At 66.8% G+C, this 13,881-nt stretch carries 15 protein-coding genes; 6 read left to right on the top strand and 9 right to left on the bottom strand.

Features of this window, described 5'->3' with window-relative positions; translation table 11 throughout:
- Positions 1-1,236 (top strand): thiamine pyrophosphate-dependent enzyme (locus MAE01_RS15825; protein WP_147041073.1); only part of this gene is annotated, 1,236 nt, incomplete at its 5' end.
- A 95-nt stretch (positions 1,237-1,331) separates the two neighbouring features.
- On the opposite strand, the gene MAE01_RS15820 is transcribed toward MAE01_RS15825, so the two are convergent.
- The 8 genes from MAE01_RS15820 to MAE01_RS15785 all read right to left on the bottom strand — a co-directional run bounded on the left by MAE01_RS15820 (position 1,332) and on the right by MAE01_RS15785 (position 8,274).
- Positions 1,332-3,065: a Na+/H+ antiporter gene (locus MAE01_RS15820; protein WP_147041071.1), complete on the bottom strand. Its 1,734-nt coding sequence runs from the start codon at positions 3,063-3,065 to the stop codon at positions 1,332-1,334.
- Between the two features lie 104 nt (positions 3,066-3,169).
- Complete coding sequence (locus tag MAE01_RS15815; protein ID WP_147041069.1) at positions 3,170-3,550, bottom strand: VOC family protein; 381 nt, start codon at positions 3,548-3,550, stop codon at positions 3,170-3,172.
- Between the two features lie 80 nt (positions 3,551-3,630).
- The gene (locus MAE01_RS15810; protein ID WP_267901889.1) at positions 3,631-4,251 is read right to left on the bottom strand and encodes a response regulator transcription factor; all 621 of its coding nucleotides are present in this window, start codon (positions 4,249-4,251) and stop codon (positions 3,631-3,633) included.
- The gene (locus MAE01_RS15805; protein WP_147041067.1) at positions 4,248-5,423 is read right to left on the bottom strand and encodes a sensor histidine kinase; all 1,176 of its coding nucleotides are present in this window, start codon (positions 5,421-5,423) and stop codon (positions 4,248-4,250) included. The genes MAE01_RS15810 and MAE01_RS15805 overlap by 4 nt, the downstream gene beginning before the upstream one ends.
- A gap of 10 nt (positions 5,424-5,433) precedes the next feature.
- The gene (locus MAE01_RS15800) at positions 5,434-6,195 is read right to left on the bottom strand and encodes an ABC transporter permease (RefSeq protein ID WP_229718060.1); all 762 of its coding nucleotides are present in this window, start codon (positions 6,193-6,195) and stop codon (positions 5,434-5,436) included.
- Between the two features lie 2 nt (positions 6,196-6,197).
- The gene (locus MAE01_RS15795) at positions 6,198-7,154 is read right to left on the bottom strand and encodes an ABC transporter ATP-binding protein (RefSeq protein ID WP_147041064.1); all 957 of its coding nucleotides are present in this window, start codon (positions 7,152-7,154) and stop codon (positions 6,198-6,200) included.
- Positions 7,155-7,241: 87 nt separating this feature from the next.
- A complete protein-coding gene (locus tag MAE01_RS15790; RefSeq protein WP_229718061.1) occupies positions 7,242-7,835 on the bottom strand; it encodes a Pr6Pr family membrane protein in 594 nt (197 codons plus the stop codon).
- A 37-nt stretch (positions 7,836-7,872) separates the two neighbouring features.
- On the bottom strand, positions 7,873-8,274 hold the full coding sequence (locus MAE01_RS15785) for a hypothetical protein (RefSeq protein WP_147041060.1): 402 nt from the start codon (positions 8,272-8,274) through the stop codon (positions 7,873-7,875).
- 66 nt (positions 8,275-8,340) lie between these two features.
- Here MAE01_RS15785 and MAE01_RS15780 point away from each other — a divergent pair, with 66 nt between their 5' ends.
- Both MAE01_RS15780 and MAE01_RS15775 read left to right on the top strand, forming a co-directional pair.
- Complete coding sequence (locus tag MAE01_RS15780) at positions 8,341-8,793, top strand: HIT family protein (RefSeq protein WP_147041058.1); 453 nt, start codon at positions 8,341-8,343, stop codon at positions 8,791-8,793.
- A gap of 81 nt (positions 8,794-8,874) precedes the next feature.
- Complete coding sequence (locus MAE01_RS15775) at positions 8,875-9,618, top strand: alpha/beta fold hydrolase (protein ID WP_147041057.1); 744 nt, start codon at positions 8,875-8,877, stop codon at positions 9,616-9,618.
- Between the two features lie 360 nt (positions 9,619-9,978).
- On the opposite strand, the gene MAE01_RS15770 is transcribed toward MAE01_RS15775, so the two are convergent.
- A complete protein-coding gene (locus MAE01_RS15770; RefSeq protein ID WP_147041055.1) occupies positions 9,979-10,524 on the bottom strand; it encodes a putative immunity protein in 546 nt (181 codons plus the stop codon).
- 175 nt (positions 10,525-10,699) lie between these two features.
- On the opposite strand from MAE01_RS15770, the gene MAE01_RS15765 reads away from it, so the two are divergent.
- The 3 genes from MAE01_RS15765 to MAE01_RS15755 form a co-directional block, all read left to right on the top strand.
- Complete coding sequence (locus tag MAE01_RS15765; RefSeq protein ID WP_147041053.1) at positions 10,700-11,947, top strand: IS256 family transposase; 1,248 nt, start codon at positions 10,700-10,702, stop codon at positions 11,945-11,947.
- Between the two features lie 232 nt (positions 11,948-12,179).
- Positions 12,180-13,346, top strand: coding sequence for a glutathione-independent formaldehyde dehydrogenase (locus tag MAE01_RS15760; protein ID WP_147041051.1), 1,167 nt, complete (start codon positions 12,180-12,182; stop codon positions 13,344-13,346).
- Position 13,347: 1 nt separating this feature from the next.
- The coding region (locus MAE01_RS15755; protein ID WP_147041049.1) for a type 1 glutamine amidotransferase domain-containing protein at positions 13,348-13,881 on the top strand (534 nt) is incomplete at its 3' end.

The raw sequence follows: 13,881 nt of genomic DNA, 5'->3' as shown, positions 1-13,881 counted from the left end.
CCCGTGCCCGCTGTGCCCGCCCCTCACACACCCGCCGCGCTCGCTCCGAAGGGCGAGTTCGCCGACGGGATGCTGAATGACATCTCCGCGGCGCTGCGCGATGCCGAGCGGCCGTTCTTACTCGCCGGGCGCGGAGCCTGGCTCGCCGGTGCGGGTGAGGCGCTCGGCGCCCTGGCCGATGCGACCGGTGCGCTCACGGCATCCACTGCGCTCGGCCGGGGCGTGTTCCCGGCAGCCGAGTACGACCTCGGCGTGATCGGGGGCTTCGGCGCCGAGGGCGCCATGGAGCTCGTGCGGGACGCCGACGTCGTCGTCGTGTTCGGTGCCTCGCTGAACCAGTTCACGATGCGGTTCGGCGAGCTGTTCGCTCCAGGCACGCGGGTGTTCCAGGTCGACGTCGCGCCGGCCGCCACGCACGCGCACGTCGGCGGATATGTGCGCGGCGACGCGCGTGTGGTCGCCGAGGCGCTGGTCGAGCGAGTCACCCCTGCGCACAACTTCGGATCCCGCGACGGAAACGCCGTGGATGCTGCCCCGAACGACGGCGCGTCGCCCGCAGCATCCGAAGTTGTGCTCAGGCCGTGGCGGGAGTCCGTCGACGTCGCGACCGCGCGCGCCTACGACGGCGGCGACGACCTGGCGCCGGACGGTCGCCTCGACCCGCGCTCAGCAGCGCGCCGCATCGCCGAGTTCCTGCCCGAGGACCGTGTGGTCGTCTCGGACGGCGGACACTTCATCGGCTGGGCGAACATGTACTGGCCGGTCTCCTCGCCCGACCGCATGATGATGATCGGCACCGCGTTCCAGGCGATCGGTCAGGGCTGGCCGAGCGTGGTCGGCGCAGCGCGGGCCCGGCCGGAGTCCACGATCGTCCTCACCAGCGGCGACGGCGGCGGGCTCATGGCCATCGCCGATCTGGAATCGGCCGTACGCACCGCCGGAGGTCGCGGTTGCGCGGTCGTCTGGAACGACGCCGCTTACGGCGCTGAGGTGCATCTCTACGGACTGAAGGGACTCGCCGAGGAGCCGATGCGCATCCCCGAGGTCGACTTCGCCGCGTTCGCCGCCGCGGTCGGTGCGGAAGGCGTGGTGGTGCGCACGCTCGAGGATCTCGATCGGCTTCGCACCTGGTCGGCGCAGCCCGCCGCGGAACGCCCCTTCCTGCTGCTCGACCTGCGCATCTCCCCCACCGTGATCGCCCCGTACCAGCAGGAAGTCATCCGTGTGAACAGCTGACCCGCGGATGGCCTGCGGCAGTGCTGTATGCCTTCGGGTGATTCTGATCGATCACAACCGACGTAAGGCATCCAGCACGCGCCACCGAAGGCGCGTCAGTCGAGCTGCTCGATCCCCTGCAGGCGCACCTGCTCGAGGTCGAGATTCGCCGAGATGCGGCGCACCACGAGGTCGTCGACGGTTCCCGAGCGGCGCAGGCCGAACAGCACCTCCCGCTTGTGCTCGAGCATTGCGATCTTGAGCCGCGAGAACTCCTCGTGCCGGATGAGCGGTGAGCGCTGCGCGAGATCGACGTCAGCCGAGGTCGCGACCATCTGCAGCGTGGCACCCTCACGCACCCCGGTCGCAGAGCTCGTCTCCACCGAGCCTTCGGCGAGCGGGTCCGGCGAATCGAGCAGCCCCTCCATCTCGTCCACCTCGGCGTCGATCAGCGCCCGCTCCCTGGCCATCGCCCTGGCGTTCGCGAGCTCGAGCCGCTCATAGCCTTCGCGGCGCACGCGATCGCGAACCTCGTCGCTGATGCCGTGCTCGGTCGCCAGGGTGTCGAGCGCTGCCATCGCCGCCCCGGAGATCGCACGTTCGGCCAATTCGAACTCCTCGTCCTCGCCGTTGTCGACCGGGAACCGTGCCCAGCGCACGACGACGGGCAGCAGCGGTCCTTGTACGAGCAGGCTGAGCAGGATCACGCCGGCGGTGACGAAGATGATGTCGTCGCGGCCGTCGAGTCGTGCTCCGTCGGGGGTCGCCAACGGCACCGAGAGCGCGATGGCGAGCGAGACGGCTCCGCGCATCCCGGCGACTGTGCTCACGATCTGCATCCGTGTGCGCAGCCCGCGTGGGTGCGCGCCCCGTGCACCGCGGCCCTGGAAAGGCACGGCAAGCAGCTGGAACAGGAAGCGCACCGCGAGCAACGTCACCCACACCGCGACGGCCGCGAGCGTGAGCCACCCGATCATGCGCAGCGAGGTCTGGTGCACCACCCACTGCACCTCGAGTCCGATGAGCACGAACAGCGCGCCGTTGAGCAGGAACACCCCGAACGGCCACACCGCCTCGGACTGGCGGCGCGATGCGGCCGTGGAGATCCGAGGGCCGAGGTACGCGGCGATGAGCCCGGCGACGACGACCGCCAGCACGCCGGATGCGTGGATCAGCTCGGCCACAAGGAACGCCGTGAACGGCACGAGCAGCATCGTCACGTTGATCGTGATCGTGGTGCGCACCCGGCGCAGCATGAGCCACGCGGCCGCCGCCACGACGACGCCGACCGCGATGCCGCCGAGGTACGAGACGATCACGGTCCAGGTGACCACCATCGGCGTGACCTGACCGCCCACCGCGAGCGAGACGGCGATCGCGTAGAGCACGAGCGCCGTGCCGTCGTTGGTGAGGCTCTCGGCCTTCAGCTTCATGAAGCTGCGCCGCGGCAGCAGGCGCCCGAGCGCGGCGACCGCGGTGGCATCCGGTGGCGCGACGGCCGCACCGAGGATCAGGGCGATCTCCCACGGCATCCCGAACAGCACAGCCACCGCCGCCACCGCGAACGCCGAGGCGACCACCAGCAGCGTGCTCATCGGCAGGATGTAGCGGAAGTCGCGCCGGATCGAGCGCAGCGATGTCGTCAGGCTCTCCCAGAACAGCATCACCGGCAGGAACAGCAGCAGCACCGTCTCGGGCGGAAGCTGCACCTCGCGCAACGCCGGCACGAAGCCCAGCAGCAGACCGAAGACGACCAGCACCAGCGGCAGCGCGAGGCGCACGCGCGGCGCCAGCAGCGTTCCCACCAGGATCGTCAGCCCCAGCAGGACCGTGATCTCAAGACCTTCCATACGCGCACCCATCTGCCGTCACGGACGGGCGCGACGTGCTCAGGACACAGCGCCCGTCAGGGAAACGGTATTCCCGACGCGCTGCGCATGAAAGACGATGCCGGTCAGTCGGCGGCGCTGTAATCAGGCAGCTGCTGGAGAGTCCAGGTGTTGCCGTCGGGGTCGTCGAACGAGACGAACCGCCCCCACGCCTGCTCGTCGACGCCGTTCGCATCGACCCCGGCATCGCGCAGCTGCGCCAATGCCGCATCGGCGTCGGGGACGACGACCTGGATCGAATCCTGCTGCCCCGGTGCGAGGCTGCCGCCGATGCCCGTTCCGAACGCGATCGAGCAGGCCGACCCCGGCGGGGTCATCTGCACGAACCGCAGCCCCTCGTAGGGAACGTGGTCGTGGTCGGCGTTGAAGCCGATCTTCACGTAGAAGTCCTTCGCCCGGTCGACATCCGTGACCGGCACGAAGATGAGTTCGATCTTCCAGTCCATCGTGCACTCCTCCTGGCGAGCGTCGACGCTCGACCAGGCTCAAAGCTACGCCGGGGGTCGGACATTGCGCAGAAGCAGGCTCAGATCCAGCCCTTGTCCTGGGCGATCCGGACCGCCTGCGCTCTGTTCGACGCCCCCACCTTGCCGATCGCGGCGGACAGGTTGTTGCGCACGGTCCCGGCGGAGAGGAACACCTCGGCAGCGATCGCCGCGGCGCTGCGTCCGTCGGCGGCGAGCCGCAGCACCTGCTGCTCGCGCTCGCTGAGCGGATTCGCGCCCTCGAACAGGCTCGCCTCGGCGAGCGCCGGGTCCACGACCCTCAGCCCCGCGTGCACCCGTCGAACGGCCTCGGCGAGTTGCTCCGCCGGAGCATCCTTCACGACGAAGCCGCTGGCGCCGGCATCCAGTGCGGCACGCAGATAGCCGGGCCGCGCGAACGTCGTCACGATGAGCACGCGCGTGCCGGGGCTCGCGGCGCGCACCGCCTGCGTCGCGGCGATGCCGTCCATGCCGGGCATCTGGATGTCCATCAGGCACACGTCGGGCGTGCTCTCCGCGACCACGCGCACGGCCTCTTCGCCGTCGCCGGCGACGCCGACCACCGCCAGATCGTCCTCGAGCTCCAGCAGGGCTGCGATCGCGCCCCGCAGCATCGCCTGGTCGTCGACGATCACGATGCGGATCTGCGCGGCATCCGTCACCACGTCACCTCCACGCACGTGCCGCCGTCGGGACCCGCGGCCACGGTCAGCGTCGCGCCGCCCGTGGTCGCACGCTCGCGCATTCCGCGCACGCCGTTGCCGTCGGATCCGGTGAAGCCACGCCCGTCATCGGTGACCGTGAACGTCCCAGGCGCGATGCGCACCGTGACGGAGCGAGCCCGGGCGTGCCGCAGCACGTTCGTGGTCGCCTCTCGGAGAATCCAGCTCGCCGTCAACGATTGTGCGGGCGACAGCGCCGCAGCATCCCCCTCGACGCCCATGGTCACCTCGGCCGCGCGCAGCGCATCGCGACATGACGCCAGCTGCTCGACGAGCGCGGCGCTGCGCACCCCCGCCACCGTCGCCCGCACTCCCGCAATCGCCTCGGTGGTGAGCGACTCGATGTCGGCGAGCTCGGCCTTGGCACGTTCCGGATCGCTGTCGATCAGCCGCCGCACGAGCTGCGCCTTCAGGTTCACCACGGTCAGCGAGTGCCCGACCAGATCGTGCACGTCGCGTGCGACGGCCTCGCGACCTTCGCTCGTGGCGAGCTCCAGACCCAGTTTCTCAGCCTGGGCCGAGCGGATGATGAGGGTCGTCGAGACCGTGTTGACCACGGCGAGCATCCCGACGATCGCCAGCACCGACAGGTAGGTGGCACCCGTGGGCGTGAGGAACACGACAGCCGCGGTGATCGCGATGCTGGCCACCATGGTGAGCCAGTGCGCGGGGCGGGTGAGCCCGTAGGAGGCGAACGACATGATGAACGGCAGGAAGCTCAGGGCGTTGCCGCCAGCCCCAGGGATCGTCAGTGCGGCGCACACGATCAGCGCGCCGAACGCCATCCACTGGATGGGCTTGGGAGGCGAGGTGAGGCCGCCGCCCCCGAAGCTCATGCCGTTCATGAACCCCGCGACGTAGACCACGACGAACACGATCAGAGCGACCCAGCCGGTGATGATCCACGCCTGAGGAGCTTCGGATCGCAGCAGTGCCATGACCGGGTACACGAGGAACACCAGCCAGATCACGGCCATCAGCCAGCCGTATCGTTCCCAGGGCGATCCTGCTCCGCGGCGATGCCTCCGCCGAGCGCCGGGTGCCGCCCACGCGGCGGGAGCGGCGCCGGCCGCAGAGGCCGCCGCCGCATCCCGCGTCGTGTCATCCGTCATGCTGTCGACTTTATCGACGAGACCGCGAGCGCTTGACACCGGCCGCGACGAGGATGCCGAAAACGATCAGCCACGCGACGATGTTCAGAGCGATCATCCACAGCGAGTCGGTCTGCCCGGTCGTCAGGAGCCCCTCGGTGAGCGGCCACCGGCTCAGCGACACGAAGCCGTACAGCGGCGTGAAGCGGGCGATGTCGAGCATCACGCCGTCGAGGGGCATGAAGACGTTTCCGAAGAAGGCGAAGAAGGTCATCGAGATGGATGCCAGCGCCGCTGCCGTGTCGGAGTTGAAGAACAGTCCGACTCCGAGGCCGTAGAGACCGTACATGAGCCCCACGCCGAGGATGATCCCCGCCGAGGCCCACCAACGCCAGGCATCGGTCGCCTCGGCTCCGGTCAGGAAGCCGGCGGCGAAGACGGCGAGCATCGCGAGTGCGGCGAACGCGACCGCGGTGAGCAGCTTGGTCACGGCGTACCCGGCAGCGCCCAGCGGCGTCATGGCAAGCTGGCGTCCCCAGCCCTGTTTCGCCTCGGTCGCGGCGAGCGAGGTGATCGAGCTCATGGCGACGGCGGTGCCGTAGGCGGCCATCGACACCATGACGTAGTACTTGACGTTGCCGTAGCCCGCCGTGATCTCGCCGTAGCCCATGCTCGCACCGAACAGCAGGTACATCGCCACGGGCATGCCCAGCGTGAACGCGAGCGTGTAGGGGTTGCGGATCTGGCGCATCGCTTCGACGCGCATCATCGTGGGTGAGATGGACATGCTCATGATCAGTTCTCCGTGAGGGCCGTGAAGGCGGTTTCGAGGGTGGGAGCGGCGATCTCCAGATCGTGGGCGCCCGCGTTAAGAAGAGCGGATGCCACGGCATCCGAATCGAGGGCGCGAAGACTCACGCGCTCGGCATCCACGCGTACGTCGCTGATGCCCTCGGTCTCCGTCAACCGACGGACGAGCGCGTCTCCGCCCAAGGCGGGAAGGTTCGCCGCGATGGTGCGCCCGCCGAGATTCGCCCGCAGCTGCGCGGTGGGTGCATCCGCGACGATCCGGCCACGATGCATCACGACCGTGCGCCGGGCGAACTGCTCGGCCTCCTCGAGGTAGTGGGTGGCGAAGATGATGGTGCGTCCGGCATCCGCGTCGGCGCGCATGACGTTCCAGAAGTGCCGACGTGCGTTCACGTCCATTCCCGCGGTCGGCTCGTCGAGCACGAGGATGTCGGGGTCGGCGACCAGGGCGAGCGCGAACTTCACCCGCTGCTGCTCGCCGCCGGAGCACTTGGCGATGCGGCGGCGAGCGATCGCCGTCAGGTCTGTGGCGGCGAGCACTTCGGGCACACGGGCGAGCGCGTCGCGGCCGTGCAGCGAGGCGATCACCTCGACGGTCTCGCGCACGGTGAGGTCGGAGAGCAGCCCACCGGTCTGCAGCACCGCGGCGATCACTCCGGCTTTGGCGGCTTTTGCGGGCTTCTCGCCGAAGACCGAGACGGTGCCGGCGCTCGGGTCGGTGAGCCCGAGCAGCATGTCGAGCGTGGTCGTCTTCCCTGCGCCGTTCGGGCCGAGGAGCGCGACGACCTCGCCGCGGCGGATTTGGAGGTCCAGACCGTCGACGGCCTTCACCGTGCGCTCGCCTACTCCGAAGTGCCGCTGCAGACCCTCGATGGAGACGGTGGTGTCGGATGCTGCGCCAGTGGTTTTCGTGGGACGAAGTGTGTCCGCTGCTGTGCTCATGGTTCCAGCCTGGCCGCGCGCCGACGCAGAATCCGGAGGGCGGTGTCACCTCGTTCGCATGACACGTGTCACGTGCATGCGGGCGATTCAGGTCGCTCGGGTCGCAGAACCGGCCGTCACTCGGAATCTGCTCATTCCCCACACGAGCGATCCCGCGACGGCGACAGCGAGGACCAGCCCGATGATGTGCGCGATGAGCGAGGCGGCGCCGCGTTCCGGCAGCAGGAACCCGTAGGGAACCCAGCCATCCGTCGCACCGCGGAACAGGACGACGCCCAGCCACACGGCCGGGTACGGAAACAAGGCCCAGAAGCTTCGCCAGCGAAGTCGCGGACGGTCGCCGACCAGCAGCCAGTCGAGTGCGACGTACAGCGGGAAGACGACGTGCAGCAGGAAGCTCACCCACGGCGGAGCGGATCCGGTGCCGGGGACGAGGAGGTTGTAGATCACCGCGACCACGAGCAGGTACGCGGTGGCGATGCCCCTCCACAGGCCGAGCACGGGCGGGCTGGTTCGCCCGGCCAGCGTCAGCGAGCCGGTCACGATCATGATGATGCTGGCGAGGAGGCTGGTCTGGTTCGTGAAGTATCCAAAGTAGTCGAACGGGCTGCTGTCGCCGACGGCGATGCGAAGACCGTAGGTGTAGACCAGAGCAGCGATTATCAGCGCGCCGCTTGTCAAGCGCGCGGCTCCGATCACCGTCGTGCCTGATCTCGGTTCACCACGCATATACGTTCTCGGACAGTTGTGTTGCCCCCTCTGGCGCAGGTGCGTGATCGGGTACGACTTCGAACGTGCCCGCAAGACCTGAGATCTTGGTGGTCCCGCCACCGCAGCCGACGATCCACCCGTCATCGCCGGCGTCGGCCACAATGCACACTCGATATCCATCGAGCCCCTCAGCGAGCCACACCGACGTGCCATCATGTTCCCCGACGAATCGGCTCGTCGACACGTCCACCTCGCCGTAGGCGTAGTCCGCCAGCTGCGGCAGTTCGTCGTGACTTTCTCGATCACCCTGCAGGTCCGTGAACGCACCCTGATCAGCGACGCAACCCGAGAGGAGGGCGATCGACACGAGAGCGAGAGCAGCCGCGGCAGCGTAGCGGAGGTGAGACATGGCATTGATCCTGTCTGAATCCGGCTGCGCGCACCAGCGGTCGACCGCATAGGGCATCATGAGGCCATGATCGACACCGGATCCACGGACGCAGTCGAGGACATCTGCGTGTTCTGGGAGATCGTCGCGGGACGGATCCCGAGTGACAAGGTTGCCGAAGACGCGAACACGCTGGCCTTCATGGACATCGATCCCGGCGCGGACGGACACCTGCTGATCATCCCAAAGCATCACAGCGTCGACCTTCTCAGCGTCCCGACCGAGGATCTCGTCGCAACCACGTTGGCCGCGCAGCGGATCGCGAAGGCGATGTACACCCACCTAGCGGCTGAGGGCGTGAACGTGCTCAACTGCAGCGGCGCTGCCTGCTGGCAGACCGTCTTTCACTTCCACCTTCATGTGATCCCCCGATACCGCGACAAGAGCAAGGACCGTATGGAGCTGCCCTTCGAGCCGGGCACCCCCTCTGACGCCGATACGAGAGCGCAGTACGCGCGACTCCTATCCGCAGCTTTATAAACGTCCGAGTCTCGGCGTTGTCAGCGGGACGCCGAGTCCTGCAAGTACGCTCGGGGTCAGCTCTGACAAGGTGGAAACACCATGTTCTTTGTTTCAGCTGGCCCTGATGCCGCGACGCCCGTGCTTCTCCTCCACGGTGGTGGGGTCGCCGGCTGGATGTGGGACTCCCTGCGGGAGCGGCTTGAACCGAACTACGCAGTTCTTGTTCCGGATCTTCCCGGACACGGACGGTCGGCCGCTGAGCCGTATGTCTCTCACACGGACACCATTGCCGCGATCACGGAGCTGTTGGCTGCCACCGTTCCCGGCCGACCCGTCACCGTCATCGGGTTCTCCCTTGGAGCTCAGCTCGCCATCCAACTGGCCTCAGCGCACCCCGACCTCGTCAGCCAAGCGATCATCGTGAGCGCCCAAGCGAAGGCCATGCCGTTCACCGACTTCACGCTCGCCGCGCTCAGCGTCAGCGCGCCCCTGGCTCGCAAGCGGTGGTTCGCGAAGTTGCAAGCTCGCGAGTTTTTCATACCTCGTCACCTGATGGAGGACTACATCAGCACCAGCTCCGGCATCACGAAGGCGACCCTCCTCGCCGCTGTCGGAGACAACATGCGATTCGAGCTGCCGGCCGCTTGGTCAACGTTCCGAGGACGAGTTCTGGTCATGGTCGGAGAGCGTGAACGACGTCTGATGCGCGATTCGGCCCGCATGATCCATGCCGCCCTCCCGAGTAGTGCGCTCTCGGTGGTTCCTGGGGGCGGCCACGGCATTCCGCTGCAGCATCCCAATCAGTTCAATGACCGAGTGGCCGACTGGCTCGACGCGATCTGAAGCGTTTCGCCGACGGGCCAACCGAAAGGGTCTGTCGCATTGGGTTTCCGGAGACGTTTATGGCGACCGTTTCATCACACGCCAATCACGCCACAAACAATCGTCTGCGGCGCGGTCCAGAGCTAGGGCTCAGAATGCCTGCCACAAACGCTCGTCATAACCATCAATTGGCTAGGGTTTTCGGCTGATCTAGCGGAGACGCACGTAGCCGGTTCCTTCGTGGCGGCGGGGCGGCAGGTGTCGTGCGATGCATGGGTTATGAGACACCGAGGTCGCGAGACAGTCGGCGCTAGGGCAGGAACTGGCTGCAGTGGGCCTCATCAACGGGCTACGAGGTGACCGCTCGTTCGATACCCGCCATCATTTGGTTGGAATCACGCCCATGGCGGCCTGAATCTTTCGAATGGTCGACCCAAGAATGCCCGACGCGAGAAGTCCGGAACCGAGTGGGCCTGCGGAGTCCTCGCCCAGTGGTGGCAACTGCTGAAGAGCCGCTTTGACCTGAACGTTCATGTGCTTGAGTTGCCAGGAGATCTCGTCGGTGATGGCTTTTGAATGGTCTGGAGCGGCCAGCCCGGCCGCTTTCACAGCGTAAGCGGCTGCGCCCAGCGCGTGCGCGCCCATGTGTGCGACGCCGGCAGCTTGTCCCGCCGCACGCGCAGCCGCCACTGCCGCAGGAGAGCTCACCGCGTGCGCCGCTCGGCCAGCAACGAATCGCTGGCGAATTTCTCCGGCGGCAGTAAGCTCACCGTTCGCGAACGCCCGAGTGCGAGCGATGGCGTCACGTGGACGGCCGTCTGTTGGAGCCTCCATCTCGAACAAGACCAGGACTCGTTCAGCGCAGTCCGCCGCCCACGTTGCGACGAGGCGGCGATCAGATTCGCTCAGTGACTGCGGGGAGGGCATCCCAGCATTTTCACACGCCGCCGACCGCGGCGATGTCTCAGCGAGAATTTTGAAGTTGAGTCCCGCATAGTGGTGTAGCGCACGGTGGTCCGGCACGTCGTTCACGACGTAGACGCGGTCACCGTGTGATCCTTCGAGAAAGCTCTCTACTTCTCACTCGATTGGAATCATCACGATGACCGCTCCTCATATTGTCGACCCTGTCGGCGTGCTTTCCGAAGCTCTCTCTGACGCGTCGCCGGATTTAATGCGCAGCCTGCTGCAGACCATGATCAACGCGTTGCTGTCCGCAGACGCCGATGCTGTCGTCGGCGCGGAATGGGGCCAGCACAGTCCGGATCGCATCGCGCAGCGCAACGGCTACCGCCACCGGGATCTGGACACTCGGGTCGGGACGATCGATGTCGCTGTCCCGAAGCTGCGTCAGGGGACGTATTTCCCTGAGTGGTTGATGGAGCGCCGCAAGAGGTCCGAGGCCGCGATGATCACCGTGATCGCGGACTGCTACCTCGCTGGAGTCTCCACCCGCCGGATGGACAAGCTCGTCAAGACTCTCGGGATCCACTCGCTGTCGAAGTCGCAGGTCTCCCGGATGGCCGCAGATCTCGACGAGCACGTCGAACAGTTCCGCCACCGGCCCCTGGGCGACGCCGGGCCGTTCACCTTCGTCGCCGCCGACGCGCTCACGATGAAGGTCCGCGAGGGCGGCCGGGTCATCAACGCGGTCGTCCTCGTCGCAACTGGCGTCAACGCCGACGGCCACCGCGAGGTCCTCGGACTGCGCATCGCGACCAGCGAGACCGGGGCGGCTTGGAACAGCTTCTTCGCCGACCTCGTCGCCCGCGGCCTGTCCGGCGTCCGCCTCGTCACCAGCGACGCCCACGCAGGGCTCGTCGAAGCGATCGCCGCGAACCTGCCCGGCGCGAGCTGGCAAAGATGCCGCACCCACTACGCCGCGAACCTCATGTCCGTCTGCCCGAAGAGCATGTGGCCCGCGGTCAAAGCGATGCTGCACTCCGTCTATGACCAACCGGACGCGGCCAGCGTCCACGCGCAGTTCGACCGACTCCTGGACTACGTCGAAGACAAGCTCCCCGCCGCCCACGCCCACCTGGACGCCGCCCGCGCCGACATCCTCGCGTTCACCGAGTTCCCCGACGGGCTCTGGGCACAGATCTGGTCGAACAACCCGAACGAGCGCCTCAACCGCGAGATCCGCCGCCGCACCGACAGCGTCGGCATCTTCCCCAACCGGGACGCAATCATCCGCCTCGTCGGAGCTGTTCTTGCCGAGCAGACCGACGAATGGGCCGAAGGGCGCCGCTACCTCGGCCTCGACATCCTCGCCAAGAGCCGCCTCACACTCGTCCACGACACCGGAACCGAGGAGGTGACCGACACCATCCTTCAACTCAGCGCCTAACCCTCACACCGAAGGACAGCGCTACACCACTACCGGGGACCTGACCGTGTCCGTTTGAGGATCGTTTACGGTGCACTCGCGATAGAGGCCACGGTTCGCGCCGAAAACGCACATCAGAACGTGGTTTCGGTGGGCGTTCACTGTCTCGCGAAGGGCTGGCGTTGTCAAGGCTCTACCAGCAGGCTATCGAGGCCAGCAGGCTCTCGAGCAACACCATCGGATCGGAGCAGACATGAAAGCAGTGGTTTACGAGGGACCCCGTCAGGTCAGCACGAAGGACGTCCCGGACGCGAAGATCGAGCGACCCACCGATGTGCTGGTCAGGGTAACAACGACGAACATTTGCGGCTCGGACCTCCACATGTACGAGGGGCGGACCTCCTTCGAGGTAGGCCGGACGTTCGGTCACGAGAACATGGGGGAGGTCATTGAGGTCGGTAGTGGCGTGGAGAAGGTCAGGGTCGGAGATCGGGTTGTGCTGCCGTTCAACATCTCGTGCGGATTCTGTAAGAACTGCGAACGCGGCCTGACCAACTACTGTCTCACCACCCAGCCCGAACCATCATTTGCCGGTGCGGCCTATGGGTTCGCCGACATGGGTCCCTATGGCGGTGGCCAAGCGGAATTGCTCCGTGTGCCTTTCGGTGACCACAACGCGCTGCGCCTGGGCGAGGATGCGGAGGAGAGGGAGAACGACTACGTCATGCTCTCTGACATCTTCCCCACCGGCTACCACGCCACAGAGATGGCCGGCGTAGTACCCGGCGACAGCGTGGTGATTGCGGGGGCGGGTCCGGTCGGATTGATGGCCGCTCTGTCCGCGATGATCAAGGGCGCGGCAAAGGTGATGGTGGTCGATCGCCACCCTGACCGGCTCGCGTTGGCCGAGCAGATCGGCGCGATTGCCATCGACGATTCCAAGGTCGACCCCGTGCAAGCTGTTCTCGACGAGACGATGGGGCTCGGAGCTGACCGTGGCTGCGAATGCGTGGGCTACCAGGCCCACGATCCCCAGGGCAACGAGGACACGGCCGCCACCCTGAACATGCTCATCAACTCGGTCCGCTTCACCGGAGGAATCGGCACCGTTGGCGTGTTCGTCCCCCAGGACCCTGGAGGCAAGGATGACCTCGCCAGGCAGGGAAAGGCGGCCATCGATTTCGGCACGCACTGGTTCAAGGGGCAGACCATGGGTAGCGGTCAGGCCCCGGTCAAGCGGTACAACCGCCAGCTGCGGGACTTGATCGCCGCCGGCAAGGCGACCCCCTCGTGGATCGTCTCCCACGAGATCTCGCTGGACCAAGCCGCCGATGCCTACAAGAACTTCGACGCCAGGTCCAAGGGTTGGACCAAGGTCCTCATCAAGCCCGGGATGTCGACCGAGAAGAAGGCGAGCTGATATGACCGAGATGCTACAGGGCAGGAGAGTTGCCATCCTCGCCGCCGACGGGGTTGAGCGAGTCGAGCTCGAGAAGCCCCGCGAGGCACTGGAGCGAGCTGGGGCACAGACCGAGGTCCTGTCGATCCATGACGGTGAGATTCAGGCGCGTGAGAACGATCTGGATGCAGCAGGCACGTTCACCGTTGATGGGTTGGTCGCGGACGCCTCTGTCACCGACTATGACGCTCTGCTTCTCCCCGGGGGTACGGTGAACCCCGACCAACTCCGGGTTGACCCCGACGCGGTCTCCTTTGTCCGCGAGTTCGTCGAAAGCGGCAAGCCCGTTGCGGCGATCTGTCACGGTCCGTGGACGTTGATCGAGGCCGGTGTGGTCGGAGGTCGCACCTTGACGTCCTTTCCGAGCATACGCACGGACCTGCGCAACGCCGGTGCTGACGTCGTCGACCAGGACGTCGTGGTGGACGGGAACCTGATCACCAGCCGCTCGCCCGATGACCTGCCTGCGTTCTGCGATACGATCGTGGCGAAATTT

It is taken from the genome of Microbacterium aerolatum (assembly GCF_007988825.1).
Lineage (GTDB): Bacteria > Actinomycetota > Actinomycetes > Actinomycetales > Microbacteriaceae > Microbacterium > Microbacterium aerolatum.
Note: the sequence above shows the minus strand (reverse complement) of the source record. Positions and strands in the feature narration are given on the sequence as shown.